The organism is Wolbachia endosymbiont (group A) of Icerya purchasi (assembly GCF_947251635.1).
GTDB classification, from domain to species: Bacteria; Pseudomonadota; Alphaproteobacteria; order Rickettsiales; family Anaplasmataceae; genus Wolbachia; species Wolbachia pipientis.
The window spans coordinates 1,283,928-1,305,221 of sequence record NZ_OX366357.1 but is presented as its reverse complement, the minus strand read 5'-3'; the positions used below and the strand labels follow the sequence as shown (position 1 = coordinate 1,305,221).

The 21,294-nt window shown below is 35.6% G+C and carries 18 protein-coding genes, 2 tRNA genes and 2 pseudogenes; 13 read left to right on the top strand and 9 right to left on the bottom strand.

The features are described from left to right. The first annotated feature begins 10 nt into the window (after nucleotides 1–10). The 8 genes and pseudogenes from OPR17_RS06870 (at nucleotide 11) to ccmE (ending at nucleotide 6,963) form a co-directional block, all read left to right on the top strand. Entirely contained in the window at nucleotides 11–598 is a 588-nt protein-coding gene (locus OPR17_RS06870) for an NADH-quinone oxidoreductase subunit J (RefSeq protein ID WP_065094386.1), read from the top strand. After that, complete coding sequence (nuoK, locus tag OPR17_RS06865) at nucleotides 589–897, top strand: NADH-quinone oxidoreductase subunit NuoK (RefSeq protein ID WP_006012916.1); 309 nt, start codon at nucleotides 589–591, stop codon at nucleotides 895–897. The genes OPR17_RS06870 and nuoK overlap by 10 nt, the downstream gene beginning before the upstream one ends. Before the next feature lie 4 nt (nucleotides 898–901). Then, complete coding sequence (gene nuoL / locus OPR17_RS06860) at nucleotides 902–2,749, top strand: NADH-quinone oxidoreductase subunit L (protein WP_265021622.1); 1,848 nt, start codon at nucleotides 902–904, stop codon at nucleotides 2,747–2,749. Nucleotides 2,750–2,752: 3 nt separating this feature from the next. Further along, nucleotides 2,753–4,195, top strand: coding sequence for a complex I subunit 4 family protein (locus tag OPR17_RS06855; protein WP_265021621.1), 1,443 nt, complete (start codon nucleotides 2,753–2,755; stop codon nucleotides 4,193–4,195). Continuing rightward, nucleotides 4,192–5,556, top strand: coding sequence for an NADH-quinone oxidoreductase subunit N (locus tag OPR17_RS06850; protein WP_265021620.1), 1,365 nt, complete (start codon nucleotides 4,192–4,194; stop codon nucleotides 5,554–5,556). The genes OPR17_RS06855 and OPR17_RS06850 overlap by 4 nt, the downstream gene beginning before the upstream one ends. Before the next feature lie 17 nt (nucleotides 5,557–5,573). After that, nucleotides 5,574–6,443, top strand: a complete 870-nt coding sequence (locus tag OPR17_RS06845; RefSeq protein ID WP_265021619.1) for a biotin--[acetyl-CoA-carboxylase] ligase — start codon at nucleotides 5,574–5,576, stop codon at nucleotides 6,441–6,443. Continuing rightward, nucleotides 6,440–6,578 (top strand): annotated as a pseudogene (locus OPR17_RS07670) (CcmD-like small membrane protein). The gene OPR17_RS06845 and the pseudogene OPR17_RS07670 overlap by 4 nt, the downstream one beginning before the upstream one ends. Further along, complete coding sequence (gene ccmE, locus OPR17_RS06840) at nucleotides 6,562–6,963, top strand: cytochrome c maturation protein CcmE (RefSeq protein ID WP_012673317.1); 402 nt, start codon at nucleotides 6,562–6,564, stop codon at nucleotides 6,961–6,963. Before OPR17_RS07670 ends, ccmE begins: the two are co-directional and overlap by 17 nt. Before the next feature lie 97 nt (nucleotides 6,964–7,060). Here the strand turns inward: ccmE and OPR17_RS06835 are convergent, their stop codons facing one another. The 4 genes from OPR17_RS06835 to OPR17_RS06820 form a co-directional block, all read right to left on the bottom strand. After that, nucleotides 7,061–7,357: a hypothetical protein gene (locus tag OPR17_RS06835; RefSeq protein WP_265021618.1), complete on the bottom strand. Its 297-nt coding sequence runs from the start codon at nucleotides 7,355–7,357 to the stop codon at nucleotides 7,061–7,063. Between the two features lie 101 nt (nucleotides 7,358–7,458). Further along, the gene (locus tag OPR17_RS06830) at nucleotides 7,459–7,902 is read right to left on the bottom strand and encodes a hypothetical protein (RefSeq protein ID WP_265021617.1); all 444 of its coding nucleotides are present in this window, start codon (nucleotides 7,900–7,902) and stop codon (nucleotides 7,459–7,461) included. A gap of 46 nt (nucleotides 7,903–7,948) precedes the next feature. Beyond that, the gene (locus OPR17_RS06825; protein ID WP_265021616.1) at nucleotides 7,949–9,481 is read right to left on the bottom strand and encodes a magnesium transporter MgtE N-terminal domain-containing protein; all 1,533 of its coding nucleotides are present in this window, start codon (nucleotides 9,479–9,481) and stop codon (nucleotides 7,949–7,951) included. Nucleotides 9,482–9,721: 240 nt separating this feature from the next. Further along, a tRNA-Ala gene (locus tag OPR17_RS06820) sits at nucleotides 9,722–9,797 on the bottom strand. 340 nt (nucleotides 9,798–10,137) lie between these two features. On the opposite strand from OPR17_RS06820, the gene OPR17_RS06815 reads away from it, so the two are divergent. Both OPR17_RS06815 and nuoF read left to right on the top strand, forming a co-directional pair. Further along, a tRNA-Lys gene (locus OPR17_RS06815) sits at nucleotides 10,138–10,210 on the top strand. Between the two features lie 19 nt (nucleotides 10,211–10,229). Beyond that, nucleotides 10,230–11,483, top strand: coding sequence for an NADH-quinone oxidoreductase subunit NuoF (gene nuoF / locus OPR17_RS06810; protein WP_265021615.1), 1,254 nt, complete (start codon nucleotides 10,230–10,232; stop codon nucleotides 11,481–11,483). Between the two features lie 28 nt (nucleotides 11,484–11,511). Here nuoF and infC read toward each other — a convergent pair whose 3' ends face one another. The 4 genes from infC to nuoI form a co-directional block, all read right to left on the bottom strand. After that, nucleotides 11,512–12,030, bottom strand: coding sequence for a translation initiation factor IF-3 (gene infC / locus OPR17_RS06805; RefSeq protein ID WP_015589305.1), 519 nt, complete (start codon nucleotides 12,028–12,030; stop codon nucleotides 11,512–11,514). A gap of 12 nt (nucleotides 12,031–12,042) precedes the next feature. Beyond that, a complete protein-coding gene (gene thrS, locus OPR17_RS06800; RefSeq protein ID WP_265021614.1) occupies nucleotides 12,043–13,944 on the bottom strand; it encodes a threonine--tRNA ligase in 1,902 nt (633 codons plus the stop codon). Beyond that, on the bottom strand, nucleotides 13,937–14,224 hold the full coding sequence (locus OPR17_RS06795) for a hypothetical protein (protein ID WP_265021613.1): 288 nt from the start codon (nucleotides 14,222–14,224) through the stop codon (nucleotides 13,937–13,939). Before OPR17_RS06795 ends, thrS begins: the two co-directional genes overlap by 8 nt. Nucleotides 14,225–14,339: 115 nt before the next feature. Beyond that, nucleotides 14,340–14,822 (bottom strand): NADH-quinone oxidoreductase subunit NuoI, encoded by a 483-nt coding sequence (nuoI, locus tag OPR17_RS06790; protein WP_265021612.1) that lies wholly within the window; start codon nucleotides 14,820–14,822, stop codon nucleotides 14,340–14,342. A gap of 220 nt (nucleotides 14,823–15,042) precedes the next feature. Between nuoI and mnmE the strand changes: the two genes are divergently transcribed. Then, complete coding sequence (gene mnmE, locus OPR17_RS06785) at nucleotides 15,043–16,371, top strand: tRNA uridine-5-carboxymethylaminomethyl(34) synthesis GTPase MnmE (protein WP_265021611.1); 1,329 nt, start codon at nucleotides 15,043–15,045, stop codon at nucleotides 16,369–16,371. 94 nt (nucleotides 16,372–16,465) lie between these two features. Then, nucleotides 16,466–17,329: pseudogene (locus OPR17_RS06780) on the top strand (IS982 family transposase); the annotation flags it as partial. On the opposite strand, the gene OPR17_RS06775 reads toward OPR17_RS06780, so the two are convergent. Continuing rightward, a complete protein-coding gene (locus OPR17_RS06775; RefSeq protein ID WP_265021610.1) occupies nucleotides 17,314–18,027 on the bottom strand; it encodes a hypothetical protein in 714 nt (237 codons plus the stop codon). The pseudogene OPR17_RS06780 and the gene OPR17_RS06775 overlap by 16 nt on opposite strands. Nucleotides 18,028–18,427: 400 nt before the next feature. Here OPR17_RS06775 and mutS point away from each other — a divergent pair, with 400 nt between their 5' ends. Beyond that, nucleotides 18,428–20,923 carry a DNA mismatch repair protein MutS gene (gene mutS / locus OPR17_RS06770; RefSeq protein WP_265022189.1) on the top strand — a complete coding sequence of 832 codons (2,496 nt, stop codon included), beginning with the start codon at nucleotides 18,428–18,430 and terminating at the stop codon, nucleotides 20,921–20,923. Nucleotides 20,924–21,294 lie beyond the last annotated feature (371 nt).

Sequence of the window (21,294 nt, the reverse complement as noted above, 5' to 3'; positions counted from 1 at the left end):
TAAAGTATCGATGCCTTTTTTCTTTTATTTTTTTGCAATTCTTAGCATTTTATCTGCTGTATGTGTAATTAGTGTAAGAAATCCTGTGCATGCAGTATTATTTTTAATTTTCACCTTCGTTAACTCTGCAGTGCTTTTTATTCTCCTTGGAGCTGAATTCATTGCTATGATGGTGCTGATAGTATACATCGGTGCGGTTGCGGTGTTGTTCCTCTTTGTAGTTATGATGCTCGATATTGACTACATAAGGTTGCGCCAGGGTTTTGCAAAGCATTGCACTCTTGGTGCTATGTTGTGTGTTGTGTTTTTTCTAGTCATCAGCTTTGTAATCCGCAGCTCAGCACCGAATATAAGCAATGTTATAAACTATAATACCAATAATGTAAAAGCTATTGGTAATTTGCTGTATACCGACTACATGTACGCTTTTCATCTTTCTGGTATTCTGCTGCTTGTTGCAATTGTCGGTGCAATTGCTCTTACTTTGCAGGACAAGAAAAAAGGAGTTAAAAAACAGAATGTATTAAAGCAATTGACACAATCTTCATCTGTAAAATTGATTAAGGCTAAATTTGGAAAAGGAGTAGAATGGAAATAGGATTAAATCACTTTTTGATAGTTGCTGCTGTTTTGTTCACTATTGGAGTGTGCGGTATTTTCATCAACCGTAAGAGCATAATCAATATATTGTTATCAATAGAAATATTATTGCTGGCAATTAATATCAACTTAGTTGCTTTTTCTGCCTTTATGAATGATATAGTTGGGCAAATTTTTGTGATGTTTGTGTTGACTGTTGCGGCAGCAGAGTCAGGAGTTGGGCTTGCAATATTGGTTGTATATTATAGAAGCCGTGGCAATATAGATGTTGAACAAGCAAATTTAATGAAAGAATGAAAGTATGATGGATATACTGAAATTAATAGTATTTTTGCCACTTTTTGGTTCGCTATTTGCAGCACTTTTTAGAAAAAGTCAGTTAGTTACAACGGCAGGGATTGGAATATCTGCAGTTTTATCTTGGTATGTTTTTCTCACCTTCTCTGAAAATTATCACTTGAGTTTATTTCCTTTGTTTTCATTGAGCATCTTAAAAGTAAATTGGGCAATTAGTGTGGATGCTCTCTCATCCTTAATGCTTATTGTTATTACCACCGTTTCACTGGTAGTACATCTCTACTCTATCGGTTATATGGAGCATGATAAGGGGAAGTCGAGGTTTTTTTCTTACCTATCGCTATTTACGTTTTGCATGATTGTGCTGGTTGTAAGCGATAATTTCGTGCAGCTTTTTTTTGGCTGGGAAGGGGTTGGCCTATGTTCTTATTTACTCATAGGATTTTGGTTCCAAAAATATTCTGCAAATAATGCAGCAATTAAAGCATTTGTTGTGAATAGGGTAGGAGACTTTGCACTATTAATTGGAATCTTTCTTATTTATTATACATTTCACTCTTTGAAATTTACTGAAGTTTTTGACACAGCTGATCTTCTTGGCGCGCAGAACATTAGGGCATTCTGCTGTGAATTTAAAATAATTCATATAATATGCATATTACTTTTTATTGGCTGTATGGGTAAATCTGCACAGCTTGGTTTACATGTTTGGTTGCCAGATGCAATGGAAGGGCCAACCCCTGTTTCTGCACTCATTCACGCAGCAACGATGGTAACAGCCGGTATATTTTTAATAGCAAAATGTTCTCCATTGTTTGAGCTATCAAATGTGGCACGAGAATTAATAGTTATCGTTGGTGCACTTACTGCTTTTTTTGCAGCCACCGTTGCGATTACTCAGAATGATATAAAAAAAATAATTGCTTATTCAACCTGCAGTCAACTTGGTTATATGTTCATGGCATGTGGGCTTTCTGCTTACAATGTTGCTATTTTTCATTTTATGACACACGCTTTTTTTAAAGCTCTACTATTTCTTGGTGCTGGCAATGTAATTCATGCAATGCATCATGAGCAAAACATTCAGAAAATGGGAAATTGCTGGAAGAAAATCCCTTGCACTTACACTCTCATGTGGATTGGGTCTCTTGCGCTTTCTGGAATATTTCCATTTGCAGGTTTTTATTCAAAAGACTTGATAATTGAACATGCTTATAGCACGGATAGCTTTGCTTTTGTAATAAGCTTAGTTGTTGCATTCTTCACAGCGTTTTACTCTTGGAGGTTATTGCTTCTTGTGTTCCACAGCCAAAAACAAAGTAAAATTAATATACATGAGGCACCAAAGATTATGCTTATACCATTACTGATACTCGCTTTTGGATCGGTATTTTCTGGAGTGTGGGGAGCAAATATTTTGAACATAACTAGTAATGCGTTTTGGAAATCAAGTTTAATGGTGATTGATGAGCATGGAGTTCATAATTTCTTTATAAAATTACTACCAACCTTGGCGAGCCTAAGTGGAATAGCACTTGCGTACCTAATTTACCAATATCAAGTAATTAGGCAAATTAAGAGTAAATTTTTACTTAAGTTTTTGCAGAATAAATGGTACTTTGATGAGGTGTATGAGTTTGTTATCATTCCACCGATAAGGTTTATGTCTAGGCTTTTATGGAAGTTTGATGTTAAGGCTATTGATTCATTTGGGCCAAATGGTGTTGTAAGGTTGGTTAATGAATGTTCAAAAAGTTCTATAAAGTTGCAAACTGGTTATATATTTGATTATGCATTTATTATGTTTGTTACTCTAATAATCGGTGCTTTATATATTATTGGAATTAAATAGAAGGTGTTGTTACTTAGTATATTCTTGCTTCCACTGATAGGAGCATTGATTTTATCCTTAATCAGGATTAATCATCAATCTATACACTTAAGATTCCTTGCTCTATTTTTTGCTGTACTTCCATTTTTGCTTAGCATTGTAGCTTGTATAGAATTTGATTATAACGATGCGGACTTTCAGTTTGTCAGCTACCCAATTAGAAATGTTGGAATAGGGATGGATGGTATATCGTTGCTTTTCCTTCTGCTTACAACTTTCTTGTTTGTAATTTGTATACTCTACAACTGCAAAATGAGTTATACAACCCTTAGGCCATATATGGCATTGTTTCTACTGCTTGAGAGTTTTGTAGTCGGTTTTTTCGTTTCACTGAATGCTATAAGCTTTTATGTGTTTTTTGAAGCTGTTTTAATACCAATGTTCTTTATTATTGGCATTTGGGGAGGAAAACACAGGGTATATGCAACGTTTAAGTTGTTTCTTTATACATTAACTGGCTCATTATTATTTCTACTTGGACTGGTTTACATCTATAGCATTTTTGGGACGTTTAATATACAAGAATTAGCTACATTAGTGCCAAGCCTTGATCTTGAAGTGCAGTCATTGCTGTGGATTGCATTTTTTATTTCCTTTGCAATAAAAGTTCCAATGTTTCCATTTCACACTTGGCTTCCTGATGCACATGTGCAATCACCAACTTCTGGATCTGTGATTTTAGCTGGCTTGCTTATTAAAATGGGGGGATATGGATTTTTAAGGTTTTCTATTCCAATGCTTCCTCAGGCAAGTTTGTATTTTTCAAATTTCGTTGTTGTGCTGAGCATTATTGCGGTGATATATGCTTCGCTAGTTGCGTTTGCTCAAGATGATATAAAGAAGTTAATAGCTTATTCTTCAATAGCACATATGGGGATCGTTACCGCTGGCCTCTTTTCATTTTGTGAGGAAGGAGTACTGGGTAGTATATTTCAAATGATTAGTCATGGCCTTATTTCTGCTGCTTTATTTTTATGTGTTGGAATGCTATATACTCGAACTGGGACTTTGGAGATTGCAAAATATTTTGGCATAGTAAACACAATGCCAAAATTTGGTTTTATGTTCATTTTATTTTCAATGGCTTCAATAGGGCTACCTGGAACATCTGGGTTCGCAGGTGAGTTTTTGGCTATGGTTGGGATGTTTAAGAGCATAGGGTTTTTTACAGGATTTATCGCACTTGGCACTATTTTAAGCGCAGTTTATATGCTGAATTTATGTAAGCAAATAATATGGGGGGTTAGCTATTCTAAATTATTAAATAACCGTTTGGATAGCATAGAATTTTCTGTCTTAATTCTGCTTGCAGTGTTTGTTATTTTGCTTGGATTCTACCCAACCCTTGCACTGAATTATTTGAAGCCATGTATGGCAAATTTGTTAGTCAAATATGATGCGCTATGAATTATATACAGATATTGCCGGAAACGTTCTCTATTATCTCCTCGTTAGTGTTGCTACTGCTTGGAATTATATTTAACCGCCGAACTATCAACTTATTAGCACTTGGCTGCACAGTGGTAACTTTGATTATTTTAATTATTTCGGCAGAAAACAATGAAATTTTTCTCTTTAATTCGTTGTTAAAACTCAATTTACACATCAGGTCAGCCCAAGGGTTAATTCTCAGCACAGGAATTTTAATACTTTTGATGCTGAATTTATCAAAATATGACTATAAATATGAATTTTCAATACTGATTCTTTTTGCACTATTTGGCATGATAACTTTAGTTTCAGCAAATAGTCTGATTTCTTTTTACTTAGCTTTTGAGTTGATGAGTATATCTTTATATGTTCTTGCGAGCTTTAATAAAGATTCAGCTTATTCATGTGAAGCAGGAGTGAAATATTTTACACTTAGTGCACTATCTTCCTGCATTATGCTATATGGAATGTCGCTGCTTTATGGATATACAGGACAAGTCAATTTCTCTGAGCTCGGTTCATTCTTGCAAAGCCATCAGATAACTTATGGTATAGTTTTTGGGTTAGTTTTTATCCTTATTGGTTTGTGTTTCAAGCTTGCTATTGCTCCTTTTCATATGTGGGCTCCAGATGTCTATCAAGGTGCACCTACCATAGTAACTGCGTTTTTTTCTACGGCCCCAAAAGCTGCACTTGTAACATTTTTAATTCGATTGATGAATGAAGAGTTAGTAAATGTAAAAAGTTATGTTCAGCCTATTTTCTTATACGTTTCAGCATTGTCTGTGCTTATCTCAGCTTTTGGGGCTTTGCGTCAGCAAAACTTAAAAAGGCTGCTTGCTTACAGTTCAATTGGTCACATTGGTTTTATATTTGCTTCACTTTCTATTTTTACACAAGCAGGAACAGATAGTGCCTTAATGTATCTGGTGATATATATCATCACAAGCATAGGGCTATTCTCATATCTCGTACAAATTGACGATGACGATTGTGATGTTGCAAACTTGTCTGGTATAGGGAAGAAACGCCCAATTGTAGCATTTCATCTTTCTGTGCTGTTACTCTCGATGTCGGGAATACCTCCACTTGCGGGTTTTATCGCTAAATTTTTTATATTCAAAAGTTTAATAAATTCTGGCTTTATCACCCTGTCTTTGATCCTTGTAATGGCAAGTGTTATATCGTGTTACTATTATCTAAATATTATGAAAGCTATGTATTTCGATAAAGCTAGTGGTAATAAGGTTACTTATTCTAAGGGTCTATTCATTATCACTTCGGTGGCTTCACTGATTAACCTCGTTCTTTTCTTGTACGTTTTACTTACTCATTGAACTAAAGGGCTGACAAGGTGATCCATGAGGGTTTTCATATTCATCATTACAAAGAAGTTTTAAGCACTAATGGAAAAGCACTGGACTTAATTAACAGAGGAATATCAAATGAAACTGTTATTATTGCCGATAAACAAACAGAAGGCAGGGGGCGCACCGGAAAAAGTTGGGTTTCTCCAGAAGGTAATTTCCATGCGAGTTTGGTGATAAACCTCTTTAACGATTATCTGAATGAAAGCCAGCTTTCGGTGTCATTCCAGTGCGTGACGCTGGAATCTAGGAATCAAGAAGCATGGATTCCAGTGTCAAGAACTGGGATGACATCGGATGGTACTGGGATAACAGTAGGCTTAACGAGTCAAGTGAAAGACATCAGCAAATTAACAGAATTGACTTTTGTGACTGCTCTTGTTGTAGGGAATACTTTACTGTCATTTATGGATGATAGTAACATTCAATATAAATGGCCAAATGATGTCCTAGTTGATAGTAAAAAAATCAGTGGAATATTGCTTGAAAAAAGATCCAATTCGAATTGGCTTATTGTAGGAATTGGAATTAATGTCAATCATGCACCACTTCCAGGAACAACGTGCATTAGCAATTATGGTGAGTCTGTGTCTAATATGGATTTGTTAAAGGAATTAATAATAAATTTTAATAAACTAAGAAAGCAATGGCTATTTGATGGGTTTTATGCTATAAGAGAAATGTGGTTAAAAAAAGCATTCAAAATGAATGAGCAAATCAGTGTAAAGTTAGCTGACAAATTGTATGAAGGAATTTTTGCTGATATAGATGAAAGTGGTAAATTGGTGTTGCAGCAAAAGGATGAAAGCTTAATTTATTTTGATGCAGGTGAATTATTTATTGGTAATACATTATGAACACATATGTAATTTTTGCTTACCTTGTTAGTTTTACGTTGATTACCGGAGAGCTGATTTTTACCATTTCTTGCTATACTAAAAGTAAAAAAAATTCTAGAAAGCCTGAAAGATAATAATGAAGAAGAAACATAAGCGATTACTTATAACTTCAGGAATTTTCTGCTTTTTAAGCTGCATAGTCTTTTTTATTTTAACAACGCTCAAAGAAAACATCTCATTTTTCTATACAGTAAGTGAGGCAATAGTTTTACAAAATAGTCAAAAACTAATCCGTGTTGGTGGAATGGTTGTTGAAAATAGCGTGATACGGAGCGAAAGTGAAGTAATTTTTCAAATGACAGATTTTAACAAAAGCGTTGTGGTAAAATATCAAGGGATACTTCCACCAATGTTTTCAGAAAAAAGTGGTGTTGTTGTGCAAGGTAAAATGTTTGATAATAGTACTTTTCTTGCAGATACAGTGTTTGCAAAACATGATGAGAACTATATGCCGAAAGTTTTAAAACAGATTCCCTAATTCAGCTGTATCGAAACGATATGTAGAGAGAGTAACAGCCCACTGGGCTATTACTTTTTTTCTTATATGAATTCAGGAGCATCCATTGGTGGCGGTTCTAGCGAAGATTTAAATTGTTAATTTCTTTTATTAGCTCGTCAAGCTTACTCCTTTCTTCTGTTAGCATGTCATTTAATTGACTGATAGAGTTGCTATTGTTATGGAATACATCATCCAATTCAGGAACGAATTTCGTGTTCAGCTCTGCGATTAATTTATCTAAAGCTTTGTGGACATAACCAAGCTGCGCTGGATTTCGCGCAACTGTTTCATCATAACCTTTAGGTTTGGTGTTAACTTCTATTTTGCTTATTACTTTAAGTTCGTTTTTGCTTTCTTGTTTACTATTATTCATGCTAACTCCTATAAAAAATTATAATTTCAAAATCAACTCAGCTATATTGAAATGATATGTGGAAAGGGTAACAGCCTGATATCAGGCTATTACCTTTTTTATTAAAGCAATCCGTTCTCTTCACCAGTAATATGGAGTAATGGAGGAACTTCTCCAATATCTGGAATCGAATTCCTAAGATCTGCAAGTTCACTGTCTATACTACTTGTCTTGCTGCCTATACTATCTATGGTTGATGATAATTGTGTTATTATACCACTTTGAATTGCACTATCCATATTTTCGTCATACTTATTAATGCTATTTATCAAGCCATCATAAAAATTTTTAAGGTGCTTGATGGTCAATGTAATTTGTGGCATCTTATCAATCTCTTCTTGTGTCATATCTTTAGTTATATCAAATTCTTCCTTTGTTTTACCACTGACAATCTTCTTTATTACTGGCTTTTCAAAGCTTGGTTTATCAAACTTCGGCTTCGAAAGTTGTAATGTATTATTTGATTCAACTTCTTCACTAGAATATAATTTTATATTTTTATTCATAATAGTTACCTCCTATAAAAAAACTACTTATCTTTATAAATCACTACTATACAAATAACAGTGAGTCATTATTAATGTCTACTATTGTAAAGTCTGGAGCCTGTCCAATGTCTGGCATATCGTCCTTGATTTGCTTGAGCATCTCAATCATTTCCTTGTTCTGTTTACTCTGCTCTTCAAGTTCCCCTTTTAATGCATCAATAATAGCTTTAGACTGATCTTTACTGCCAAGATCACCAATCACAGCTGTCACTTTCTCATAAGGCAATTTGTGAATAATATCTTTTAGCTCTTCTGCACCTACGTTATCCAAAAGTTCTTTAAACTGCTCATTAGACATATTGCGAGCAAAAGCTTGAAGTTTTTCTGGATTATTAACTAAAGACTTGATGATAATCTGAATCCTATCAGAATCAGTTAAATCCTGAGCAATTGCTTCGAGTTTCTCATGATCAAGCTTATTAACTAAGTCTTTCAGTTGTTCTTCTTGCAGACTATTTACTAAAGCTTTTAACTGGTCACCTTCTAATTCTTTAGAGAGTATCGTCAAGTGGTGCTCAGCCAAGTCTTTTGCAAGCACTGTAAATTGTTCGTCATTTAAAGTTTTAATAAGTGCTTTGAACTGATCCACTTTTAAGTGAGGTAAAATTTCTTTTACTTGCTCTGGATTTAAGTCTCTCACTAGAGCTTCAAGCTGAGCATCATTTAAAATAGGAACAATTATTTGTAACTTTTCTGGATTTAGTTCCTGAGCAAGAGTTTGTAATTGGTGGTTGGTTAGATGATCCACTAAAGCTCGGAGTTGGTTATCTGTTAGGTTCTCTGCTAAGGCCTGCAATTGGTTTGAGCTCAGTTCAGGAATTATTTTTTGTAGCTGTCCATCCGTTAAATTCTGTGCAAGAACCTGCAGTTGATTTGAATTCAGTTCAGGAATTATTTTTTGCAGCTGCTCGTTACTAAGGGTATTGGCAAGAGTCTTTAACTGGTTTTCTGTTAGGTTCTCAGCAAAAATTTTGGCAAATGCGTTTGATAATAGTATACTCTCTGGTATATTGGGTAGTACTATATCTCTTATCATCTGTCTCTCACCGCAGTATAACATAATGTCTTGTAATGCCTCATTGTCAGGTGAGTCAATTATATTTCCTTCCCTGTCTGAAAAATAATATTTATTGTTACCAGTATCTGACTCTTCCCATGTTACATATTGGTATTTCAGTTGTTCCGACCCAACAGTACTCCTACAACCACTAATGACCATACCCTTCACAAAATTTGTTGCGATTGATAACTTAGCTAATGTATTACCGTAATATACAAATGCATGCTTATTGTTTACATAATCTGAGCTAGAATCGTGTTCTGCCTTGCTTGCCAGACCTTCTTCATTTTCCTCTATGCATATGAAATGGTCTCGGCAAAGATCGCCGCAAAATTTTGCAGGTAAGTTTAGTACTACATCATTTTTATCATCCAGTGGTACAAGCTCAACTTTTTTAACAGATGTACGATGCATCCCGTTAGACCAATCTATGTTATGTCTAACTTGGTCTTTAAGCACCTCTTTTCCAGGCACCATCTTAAAAACATGTTTTTTCCACTCATGAGTATTACCTAATAAATTTAATTATAGCTATTCTAACATTTATTGATTAATTTATTGTTAAGTTGGTATATATCAGAATTATAATAACAAACATTACTTGTGTAGAGAAAAGTTATGAAAAGAAATAGGGATTTTTAGGAAAATAGTATAAAACCCTCATAGATTAAAATAAGCTGCTTTGACAGGTTTTGTGGCGGCTAGAGCTGTATAGACTGGTGGAGGCAAGCGGGATCGAACCGCTGACCTTCTGCGTGCAAAACAGATGCTCTACCAGCTGAGCTATGCCCCCAGGTAATTCTTGCTTAAAGCATAAATCACTCAGGCTGAAATGCAAGAAATATTTATCTATTAGACTATTGCTAAATAGTGCACAAATTCTGCAGGGTGTACACAATCTCTATTTTTTTGTCTCCTTAGCGTTATACGTTACGCCATCTCAATAAATCTGTGAACTGAAAATTAACAAGAAGTTTTCCTTTAGAAATTTTTTTAAATTATCCATAGATTTTTTAACTAAATTATCACTAACGCAGTATATTATATAATTTATTTAACCACACATGAAAATTTTAGTTTGATTAAAACGGATAAAAACTGTATTGATGTTTAGTATAGCTGAAAAATGAAATGATCCCGTAGCTCAGCCGGTAGAGCAACTGACTTTTAATCAGTGGGTCACGCGTTCGAATCGCGTCGGGATCACTCACAAATTTTGAAAAACATGCTAAAAGAACAAGACAAAATATTCACCAACCTAAATGGTAAAGAAACTCCACTACTTGAGGGTGCAAAAAAACGTGGTAACTGGCAAAAAACAAAGGAGTTACTAGATTTAGGATCAGAAAAGATCATTGATGAAGTAAAGAAATCTGGTTTGAGAGGTCGAGGGGGTGCAGGATTTTCCACCGGCCTTAAGTGGAGCTTTATGCCCAAAAATCTCCCAAAAGCATATTTAGTAGTCAATGCAGATGAGTCAGAACCTGGTACATGTAAAGATAGAGATATATTGCGATATGAGCCACATAAGTTACTTGAGGGAATTCTCCTGGCTGGCAGAGCGATCAGCGCATCAGTTGCGTATATTTATATCAGGGGTGAATTTTATAATGAATATTTAGTTCTAAAAAAAGCACTTGAGGAAGCCTATAAAGAAAACTTAATTGGAAAAAATGCCTGCAAATCAGGTTATGATCTTGATGTGTTTATCCATAGAGGCGCAGGAGCTTACATATGTGGGGAAGAAACAGCTCAACTTGAATCAATTGAAGGAAAAAAGGGCTTTCCTCGCATGAAGCCTCCATTTCCCGCAGGTGTTGGACTTTTTGGCTGTCCAACCACAATAAACAACGTTGAAACTATAGCCATGGTTCCAGATATTCTAAATCGCGGAGGAGAATGGTTTGCATCTCTTGGTAAACCAAATAATACTGGTACCAAGGTCTTTTGTATTTCAGGGCACGTAAACAACCCGTGTAATGTTGAAGAAGAGCTCGGAATTCCATTACGTGAATTAATTGAAAAATACGCAGGTGGAGTGCGAGGAGATTGGGATAATTTACTTGCTGTAATACCTGGTGGGTCTTCAGTGCCATTAATTCCAAAATCTATATGTGATACTATTGAAATGGATTTTGATTCATTAAGAACTGCACAATCAGGGCTTGGTACTGCTGCAGTAATAGTGATGGATAAATCAACTGATATAATAGCTGCAATAGAGAGGTTATCACACTTTTACATGCATGAGTCCTGTGGACAATGCACACCATGCCGTGAAGGTACTGGATGGATGTGGAGGATTATGAGAAGGATGGTGGCAGGAGATATTAAGCCTGATGAAATAGATAAGCTGCTTGACCTTACAACTCAAATAGAAGGACATACAATTTGCGCACTTGGCGATGCTGCAGCTTGGCCGATTCAAGGATTAATCAGACATTTTCGCCATGTTATCAAAGAGAGAGCGATAGTTTAACTCTACTTATACTTCTTAAGCCGTCTTGCTACTTAGCAACCAGAGCTAAAAAATATTGATTCCCTTCCCTTTTAGGTGCTAATTCTACCTTTGCGATATCTTCAGTGTCTCTAATTAGCCGTTCTAATTTTTCCAATCCAACTTCAGTGTTTATAAGCTCTCTGCCCTTAAATCTCATTGTAACTTTGATTTTATGTCCGTGGGCAAGTAAGTCTCTTGCTTGACGCAATTTTGTTCCGTAATCGTGATCACCAATATTGGGACCCAGTTTAATTTCTTTTATAGTTAATGTTTTTTGTTTCTTTTTTGCTTCACTTGCTTTCTTTTTTATATCATACTTTTGTTTGCTATAATCCAGAATTTTACATACTGGAGGGGTTGAATCAGGTGCAATTTCTACCAAGTCTAAACCAACACCCTGTGCAAGCTCCAAAGCTCGTTCTATTAGCACGATTCCGACCATTTCACCACTGTGATCAACTAAGCGTACCTCCTTAGCTGTGATGAATCCATTAATTCTGTTTTTATTGTTCTTTTTAACTTGCAAACTTTAACTCCCTTAATTCAAATTAATACTTTTTAACAACAATTCAATAGCCTTCTCCAAAGAAAAAGACTCCTGTCTTTCCGATCCTAAATTTCTCACTGACACAGTTTTACTTTTAACTTCATTTTTGCCTACAATCCACAATATAGGAACCTTGTTTAGACTATGCAAACGTATCTTATAACTAATTTTTTCATTGGTCAAATCAGTCTTGACTCTCACACCTTGTTCTTTTAAGACATTGCTGATTTCTGTGGCATAACCGTCAGCCTCATTTGTAATGGTCAGAATAGCAAGTTGCGTTGGAGCAAGCCAAACTGGAAATTTTCCTGCATAATTTTCTATCAAAATTCCAATAAAACGCTCAAAAGTCCCAAGAATTGCCCTATGTAACATGACAGGGTGATGCTTGTGTCCATCTGCCCCTATATAAAAAGCTCCCAGACGTTCTGGTAAAATGAAATCAACTTGTAATGTTCCACATTGCCAGCTTCTACCTATTGCATCTTTCAAGACAAACTCTAACTTTGGACCATAAAACGCACCTTCACCAGGGTTGAGCTCATAGCTGAGCCCTGCCTCCTTAACAGCTTCAAGCAATGCTTTTTCAGCCCTGTCCCACACTTCATCTGTTCCAGCTCTGACATCTGGACGATCTGAAAATTTTACTGAGACTTCATTAAATCCAATTTTCGAATATACTTCTTTCAAAAGGTCACAAAACTTTATAGTCTCATAATTCACTTGTTCTTCCATACAAAAAATGTGTGCATCATCTTGCGTAAAACCACGCACTCGCATCAGTCCGTGCAATGAGCCTGAGCTTTCATTTCTATGGCATGTGCCAAACTCTGCCATACGTATTGGTAAATCACGGTAGCTCCTGGTGTGAGAATTAAAAATCTGCACATGACAAGGACAATTCATGGGTTTTATTGCTAACTTTTTATTCTCAGATTCGTCAACAATAAACATATTTTCACGAAACTTATCCCAATGTCCAGATCTTTCCCACAGCTCTTTACTTACTAAAATAGGAGTTTTTACCTCAAAATAGCCATTATTTATTAGCTTCTTTCTGATGTAAGACTCAAGAACATTATATAGAATATATCCTTGTTTATGCCAAAAAACCTGCCCAACAGCTTCCTCTTGAATGTGAAATAAATCCATATCCTTAGCAATTTTGCGGTGATCACGTTTTTCTGCTTCTTTGAGGCACTCAAGGTAAGCGTTTAATTCATCCTTATTTCTCCATGCTGTACCATATATTCGCTGCAACATTGGGCCCTTTGCATCACCTCGCCAGTATGCACCCGCTACTTTCATAAGTTTAAACGCTTTAACTCTGCCGGTTGATGGTGAGTGCGGACCACGACATAGGTCAATAAAATCACCTTGCCTATAAACAGTTAGGTTTTCACCCTCTGGTATGGATGAGATAATATCAACCTTATATTTTTCGCCTATACCACTAAAGAAATCAATTGCCTGCTTGCGAGTCCAAACTTCTCGAACAAATCTGTGGTTACTTTTTACAATCTCTTTCATTTTCTTTTCTATTGCGGTAAGATCGTCCGTAGTGAAGGTACGACCTGTAGCAAAATCATAGTAAAAACCGTCCTGAATTGTTGGGCCGATAGTAATCTGAGTATTAGGAAATAGCTCTTTCACTGCCTGTGCCATTATGTGAGCAGCATCATGCCTTATTATATCTAAACCCGCTTCGTCACTCAGTTGTATCACCTCTATCTCTGCATCAGCTTCAATTTCACGTGAGAGATCATGCAACTCACCATTTACCTTAAAGGCAATTGCTTCTTTCAAAGCATCTGGTTGTAATATATCAAAGCCAATGACTTTACCACTGTATTCTTTTACTTTTTGTTCGGTTGAAAAAGTAATCCTAACCATAAATAAACCTATACGGACATGTAGCTTGAAGGCGGTTTGCTTCTTCCAACGGTGTCATCCCAGTGTCATGCACATAGCCATACGAACATTCATTTTCGAAGGTAAATTGCACAGCAAATGGTGTCATTCCAGTGCTTGACACTGGAATCCAGCTTTTTTGTAATTTCATTGAAAATGTTGTATAGTGTGCTTGTTCACAATCAATTTTACTGGATCCCAGTGTCAAGCACTGGGATGACACCTTTGTGTTTGAGGCAAAACAGGCTATAACATTTAACATACTGCCCTCGCAAACAAATGTTCGTACAGTTGTGTATCAGCTACTGGGATGACACCACCCCTAGTGGGCACTGCCCCTAAATCATAATGGATAACAGGGTTATAAGCTCTGAACATTAATAATAAGGCCTATTCTTTTTTAACCTGAGTGCAATTGCGTCTTCCCAAACTTCACCATTACGCAATAACTTTTCTTTATTGTACATTAGCTCCTCTCTTGTTTCAGTAGCAAATTCAAAGTTAGGACCTTCAACAATTGCATCAACTGGACATGCCTCTTGGCAAAGTCCGCAGTATATGCATTTTGTCATATCAATATCATAGCGCGTGGTGCGGCGACTACCGTCTTCTCTTTCCTCTGCTTCAATAACTATTGCTTGAGCAGGGCAGATAACTTCACATAATTTACAAGCTATGCATCGTTCTTCACCGTTTGGATACCTACGCAACGCATGCTCACCACGAAACCTTGGACTTAAAGGGCCCTTCTCCATAGGATACCTCAAAGTAACCTTTGGCTTAAACATATATTTTAATGTAATAACAAACCCTTTAATTAACTCTACAAAAGACCAGTACCAAGCTAATTTCCTGAGCATAAAATATTTAAAACTTGTGTCAGTCATTATAAATCATATTATCAGTTTTCAAAATAAATATTTTTACCTGGATGATCTTTACAGTTTTTTTATATAATATATTCATTAATATGATAGTGTTATATTACTATAAATTGACAAGATAAATAAAATTTAGATGTTTTCAAATTAGGTATTTTGGTTCCTTAAGTATAACATTGCTAAGTAGTTTATATAAATAATGACAAACACAAATGAAACTATTTTCGCTTTGTCGACCGTATTTGGTAAGTCAGGAGTTGCAGTAATCAGAATTTCAGGCAATTACGCGCTTAAAGCTTTAAATCATTTTCATATTAAGAAAGAAATTAAACCAAGATTTGCTACTTTAGTTGATCTATATGATGATTCCAGTCAATTGATAGATAATGGAATAATCATCTATTTCCCTGCTCCAAACAGTTTCACTGGCGAGGACGTTATAGAGTTACAAGTGCATGGAAGCAAGGCAGTTATAAAAATCATCTTGGAGGAATTATCAAAAGTTTTCGTTATGGCCAAGCCTGGAGAATTCTCACTTAGGGCTTTTCTAAATGGTAAATTTGACTTAACGCAAATAGAAGGGATTGCAGACTTAATTGATGCTGAGACGAAAATGCAAGCTAAACAAGCGATTAAGCAGATATCAGGAGAATTGGAGAGACTATACAGCAATTGGAGGCAAAGATTAATAACGATACAATCCAAAATCGAAGCATATATAGACTTTCCAGAGGACATTTGGGCAGAAAAAAGTGAATTGGAAAAAATTAATAATGAAGTGCAATCTCTCGTGCAGTTGATACAAGAGCATTTAAATGATAATAGACGGGGCGAAAGGTTGCGTGAGGGTTTACATATTGTAATAACTGGTGAACCAAATGTCGGTAAATCAACTCTGTTTAATTTCTTAGCCAAGCGTGATATTGCTATTGTTTCTGAATATGCAGGCACAACAAGAGATATACTTGAAGCTCATATTGACATTGGCGGATACCCAATCATTCTCTCTGATACTGCTGGAATTCGTGAGAGTTCAGATCCAATAGAATCAGAAGGTATAAGTCGAGCGAAAAAAAGGTCTTTTGAAGCTGATTTAAGAATAGAACTATTTCCTTTTGAACAGCGTTATAATATCAATTGCAACGTTGTAAATAGCGATACTATTTATGTATTGAGCAAAGCTGACGATGTTATCAATAATCACAATATAAAAATTAATGGCATAGATCTTTTACCCATTTCTATTCTAAAGGAAATAGGTACAAACAAATTGATCTCTCTCATAAAAGAGAGGGCAGAGGAAAAATTTGGGCATGATAGAGACACTCCTGTGATTACTCGGCAAAGACATAGGAATCACATGCAGAAAGCACTGGAACATTTACAACGTTTTAATATCGATAATCCAATTGAGTTGATATCTGAAGATTTGAGGCTTGCTGCATTTGAACTTGGTGCGGTGATTGGAATTATTGATGTTGAGGAAATATTGAGTAGTGTGTTTAGCAACTTTTGCGTGGGCAAGTAAAGCTTTTATAACGCGAATTCTGGATTAAAGGAGAATAGAAAAGGCAGAAAACAGGGTAAACTCAGCAGTTATAAAAAAATAGATGAGGTTACCCATGGAAGATATAACAAAACTGTTTTGTTTGGTCGATGATTTTTGCAGAGATATAGAGAAAAATTTTGCAGGCAAACTACTGCCAAATGGTAAAAAACCCACAAGAACAACGGAAATTGAGCACTCTGAAATCATGACAATAATCCTGCTATATCAACAATCTCCGTGTAAAAATTTCAAAACTTTCTATCTACATTACCTAACGTTGCTCTACAAATCAGAGTTTCCAAAGTTGCCTTCATATACCAGGTTTGTTGCTCTAAAGCCTAGGGTTTTGTGGCATTTAGCAATGTTGTTGCATTGGCTTTGTGGACAGTCAGAAAACACTGGAATTTCATATATAGACACAACTCCCATTGCAGTTTGTCATGCAAAAAGAATATCCAAAAACAAAGTTTTTGCTGGAATTGCAAAATTAAGCAAGAGTACTTACGGCTGGTTTTTTGGTTTCAAATTACATATGGTAATCAATGAAAATGGTGAAATTCATGCACTTACGCTAACAAAAGGCAATGTTGATGATAGGATACCTGTGCCAAATTTGACGGAAAAATTAACCGGCCTTTTGTTTGGTGACAAAGGTTATATTGCAAAAGAGCTTTTTCAGAAGCTGTTTGACCGAGGTTTGAAACTTGTTACCAAGGTGAAAAAAGGTATGAAAAATACATTAATTTCGCTAAATGAGAAGATTTTACTGAGAAAAAGGTCTATCATTGAGACTGTTTTTGGTTACCTAAAAAATAGACTAGAAATTGAACACACTCGCCATAGATCCCCTGTTGATTTCTTGGTTCATATCTTTTCTACTCTCATCTCCTATTCCATCAAATCCAAAAAGCCTTCTATTTCCTATACTTCCTTCCTTAATCCAGAATTTGCGTTTATAACATCATGTTTTCTTCCTACTTTAACTCTTGTGATAAATTTGTACTCCTTTTCATCAAATTCGGCAAAAGTTCCAACTTTTCTGATTCCTCTATCAAATAATAAAATATCCTCTTTTTCAACTTTAGCTTCATTAATTGCTCTCACTAATGCCATATCTTCACTACTTTCTTCTTGTCCTTTACAAAATCTTATACTTGTCGGCAATTGATCCTTTAATCCTACACTCACTTTAACTTGACTGTCGTTACTTTTACCGCCTATTTTTAGCCCATCTTTTATGAGATATCCCGATAAATTTATGATCGTCGAATCAAACTTATGTAAGTTATTTGATGTTTTTTGGGGTAATAGCTTTTTAATCTTGCTCATCAAATCAATATATACTCCCTTAAAATATTCTGGATTTATAACTTTTAACCTTTTTGACAAACCACTGTATGTTACTGTACTTTTATCGCTATTCTTATCCATTATACACCTGTCTATTACCATTTCTAGCGCTCTTAGGCTTGTTTTTTGCCCCATTAATATTAACTTCATTAGACCTTTAAATATAATCTTGCCCAACAATTTAGTATTACATTTATCTACTTCACTTAATTTTCCTAGCCTTTCTAAATCCTCATCTTTTATTAAATTTAGTACTCTTTCTATTTGATCCATTATTACCTCCATTTTCTTGCAATAATAGTTCTTTATGTCTTTTTTGTGTTACTTTCAACACTTATGCCCAGCGCCCCTATGATGTCATCCCAGTACTTGACACTGGGATCCAGAAAAGTTTGCTTGTAAACTAGCATGGAAAGTAGCTGATCTTACACTAAATGAATGTTTTTGATGAGGTTGCATAGAAGCTGGATTCCAGCTTCACGCGCTGGAATGACAACTGTGTTTTTGCTTTTTTGTCATCAAATACTCCTACTCTTTATGTCATCCAAGTGTCCTGACTACTTGGATCCAAGAAATTTAATTGTTTTAAATTTTCCCCTCTATACACCTATTTAAAATTTATGTTATTCACATGTGCAATATAATCTATAATAACGTTTATCAATACAATATATTAAAAAATATTATGAGCTTCGTAAAAGAAAAAAACACCCCTGTGACGGAGCAGTATTTGAACCTGAAAGCTCAATACAAGGATCATCTGCTATTTTATAGGCTAGGAGATTTTTATGAATTGTTTTTCAATGATGCTATTAAAGCTGCGAAATTGCTGAATATAGTGCTAACCAAGAGAGGTAATTCGTGTGGGCAGGACATACCAATGTGTGGAGTGCCAGCACACAGTAGTGAATCTTACCTACACAAGCTAATAGATTTAGGATTCAAAGTAGCAATCTGTGACCAATTAGAAACTGCTGATGAAGCAAAAAAGAGGGGCTATAAATCCATAGTAAAACGTGATGTAGTGCGAGTTGTAACTCCAGGTACAATTATGGAAGATTCGCTACTGGAGGATAAAAGCAATAATTATCTCGCGTCCATAGTTGAACAAAATGACGAATATGCTATTAGTTGGCTTGAATTATCAACGGGAAAATTTTTTCACACTTTAACGAGTTTGAAAGCTCTAGATAGTGATTTATTGCGTATATCACCAAGAGAATTATTAATTTCTGAAAAATTCACTGAGGATGAAAAAATTAGATCGGTTTTAAAAAATTATAAAATATCAATTACACAACACGCCCAGAGTTTTTTTGAGTATAGTAAATCTCACAGAACGTTATGCGAGTTTTATAAAATCAGGGAACTTGGGAGTATAGGAAATTTCAGCAAAGTAGAAATCATGGCGTGCGGTGCACTGCTTGAATATGTCAGAGTAACACAAAGGGGCTCTATTCCAAGGCTTGAATTCCCAAAAACCTATAAGCAACAAAATTTCATGCTTATTGATGCTTCAGCAAGGAGAAATCTTGAGTTGTTTTCAACTCAATTTGGTGAAAAGAAAGGTTCACTAATTTCAGTTATTGATCACACAGTTACAGCCTCTGGTGGACGCCTGTTAAAACAAATGCTTGCCTCACCACTTGCTTGTTCTAAGGCAATTAACCTAAGGCTCAGCACCGCTCAATTTTTTGTAAATAATCATGATTCACGCAAAAAAATACGAGAGATATTATCTAACATTCCAGATATTGAGAGGTCTTTATCGCGCTTAATACTAGGACGTGGTTCACCAAAGGATATGAACCTATTAAAAATAGGCCTAGGAAAGACTTTAGAATTGTCTGAGTTCTTATGTAAAATTGAATCAGGTGAAAATGGATCTCTCCCACAACAATATGTCATCCAAACTGAGATCCAGCCAGCGTCACGCGCTGGAATGACAGTAAAATCAGACGAGAGTGAACTAAGCACAATACATAAAAGCCTTGGCAATCATAAAGACCTATTTGAACTGTTAAATAGTGCTATACTCGATAATAACCTCAGTTCCGTGAAAGAAGGAGGATTTACTCACTCAAAATACAACTCAGAATTATCTGAGTTATCCTACATATTAAATAATAGTAATAAACTAATAACCAAACTCCGTGAATCTTATCGCGACCTAACTGGCATTGCCGCACTCAAAATATTACACAACAACATACTTGGTTATTACGTTGAAGTGTCGGCAAATCACAAAATAACTTCGGATATATTTATTCATAGGCAAAGCTTAGCAAATAGCATGCGCTACACTACTAATGAATTGAAAGAACTAGAAAATAAAATTCTTACGGCACGTGATGCTGCAATCGGCTTAGAAATGAAAATTTTTAGTGAACTGTGTAGTGAAGTCGCTAAAGAATCTGAAAAAATTGCTCTTGCTGCAAATGCTTTGGCAAAACTTGATATTAGAACCGCATTTGCAGAGCTTGCAGTGCAAAATAATTACGTAAAACCCATTATTGATGACAGCAAAGAGTTCAATATCTGTAGCGGAAGACATCCAGTGGTTGAAGTTAACGATAAATTCATTGCAAATAGCATCAATTTAGCTGGTATACATCTAATTACTGGTCCTAATATGGCTGGAAAAAGCACTTTCTTGAGGCAAAACGCTCTCATTGCAATTTTAGCTCACATGGGGTCATTTGTGCCAGCAGAGAGTGCACATATTGGAGTGATTGACAAGATATTCAGCAGGGTTGGCGCAACGGATAATATAACAGCTGGTTATTCTACCTTCATGGTAGAGATGATCGAAACAGCAACGATAGTAAATCAGGCAACGGACCGTTCCTTGGTGATACTTGATGAAATTGGTAGGGGCACAGGGGTGTATGATGGATTATCTATTGCACAGGCGGTGATTGAACATATTCACAATGTAAATAAGTGCCGCGCCATTTTTGCAACTCATTATCATGAATTAACTAAAGTAAGCAAATACTTGAAGAACGTGAAATGTTTTTGTGTAAAAATAAGAGAGTGGAACGGAGAGGTTATTTTTCTACATGAAGTAATTGAAGGCATTGCAGATGAGTCATATGGAATACATGTAGCAAAACTTGCTGGTTTTCCTGATTCTGTTTTAAATAGAGCAAGTGAAGTGTTTGAGGAGCTGAAGGCTTGAATCATTATTATAAGTGAAGAATTACCTATACAATCGTGGTAGTAGCTATAGAAACGAAAAACTTACTTGACACCCTTCGCCAGCGCCCTTATCATGATAGTGAAGCTATTGTATTTGCTTTCGCCAATCTGCAGATTAAAAGGTAAGGATTACTTAATGTATCGGCGTCTTATGTTCAATTTTTTGCAGTATATAGGTACTGTATGTCTTTACAAAACTTCATCTACATCTAGATTTTTATCTAAATAAGCTGAACGCGCTTATAAAGCGTTACAAGACATCAAAAAATGCCAATACTCGACAGAGATAGTAAAAGACTAGATAACTCGGGGATTCTTTGTCTTTTTTTCTGCTTAGTAAACTTCTTAAAC

Bases quoted from the DNA above. Each gene is read 5' to 3' on its own strand.
- OPR17_RS06870 (WP_065094386.1), top strand. From the start codon at position 11: ATGCCTTTTTTCTTTTATTTTTTTGCAATTCTTAGCATTTTATCTGCT.
- nuoK (WP_006012916.1), top strand. From the start codon at position 589: ATGGAAATAGGATTAAATCACTTTTTGATAGTTGCTGCTGTTTTGTTC.
- nuoL (WP_265021622.1), top strand. From the start codon at position 902: ATGATGGATATACTGAAATTAATAGTATTTTTGCCACTTTTTGGTTCG.
- OPR17_RS06850 (WP_265021620.1), top strand. From the start codon at position 4,192: ATGAATTATATACAGATATTGCCGGAAACGTTCTCTATTATCTCCTCG.
- ccmE (WP_012673317.1), top strand. From the start codon at position 6,562: ATGAAGAAGAAACATAAGCGATTACTTATAACTTCAGGAATTTTCTGC.
- OPR17_RS06835 (WP_265021618.1), bottom strand. From the start codon at position 7,357: ATGAATAATAGTAAACAAGAAAGCAAAAACGAACTTAAAGTAATAAGC.
- OPR17_RS06830 (WP_265021617.1), bottom strand. From the start codon at position 7,902: ATGAATAAAAATATAAAATTATATTCTAGTGAAGAAGTTGAATCAAAT.
- OPR17_RS06825 (WP_265021616.1), bottom strand. From the start codon at position 9,481: ATGGTGCCTGGAAAAGAGGTGCTTAAAGACCAAGTTAGACATAACATA.
- nuoF (WP_265021615.1), top strand. From the start codon at position 10,230: ATGCTAAAAGAACAAGACAAAATATTCACCAACCTAAATGGTAAAGAA.
- thrS (WP_265021614.1), bottom strand. From the start codon at position 13,944: ATGGTTAGGATTACTTTTTCAACCGAACAAAAAGTAAAAGAATACAGT.
- OPR17_RS06795 (WP_265021613.1), bottom strand. From the start codon at position 14,224: ATGTTAAATGTTATAGCCTGTTTTGCCTCAAACACAAAGGTGTCATCC.
- nuoI (WP_265021612.1), bottom strand. From the start codon at position 14,822: ATGCTCAGGAAATTAGCTTGGTACTGGTCTTTTGTAGAGTTAATTAAA.
- mnmE (WP_265021611.1), top strand. From the start codon at position 15,043: ATGACAAACACAAATGAAACTATTTTCGCTTTGTCGACCGTATTTGGT.
- OPR17_RS06775 (WP_265021610.1), bottom strand. From the start codon at position 18,027: ATGGAGGTAATAATGGATCAAATAGAAAGAGTACTAAATTTAATAAAA.
- mutS (WP_265022189.1), top strand. From the start codon at position 18,428: ATGAGCTTCGTAAAAGAAAAAAACACCCCTGTGACGGAGCAGTATTTG.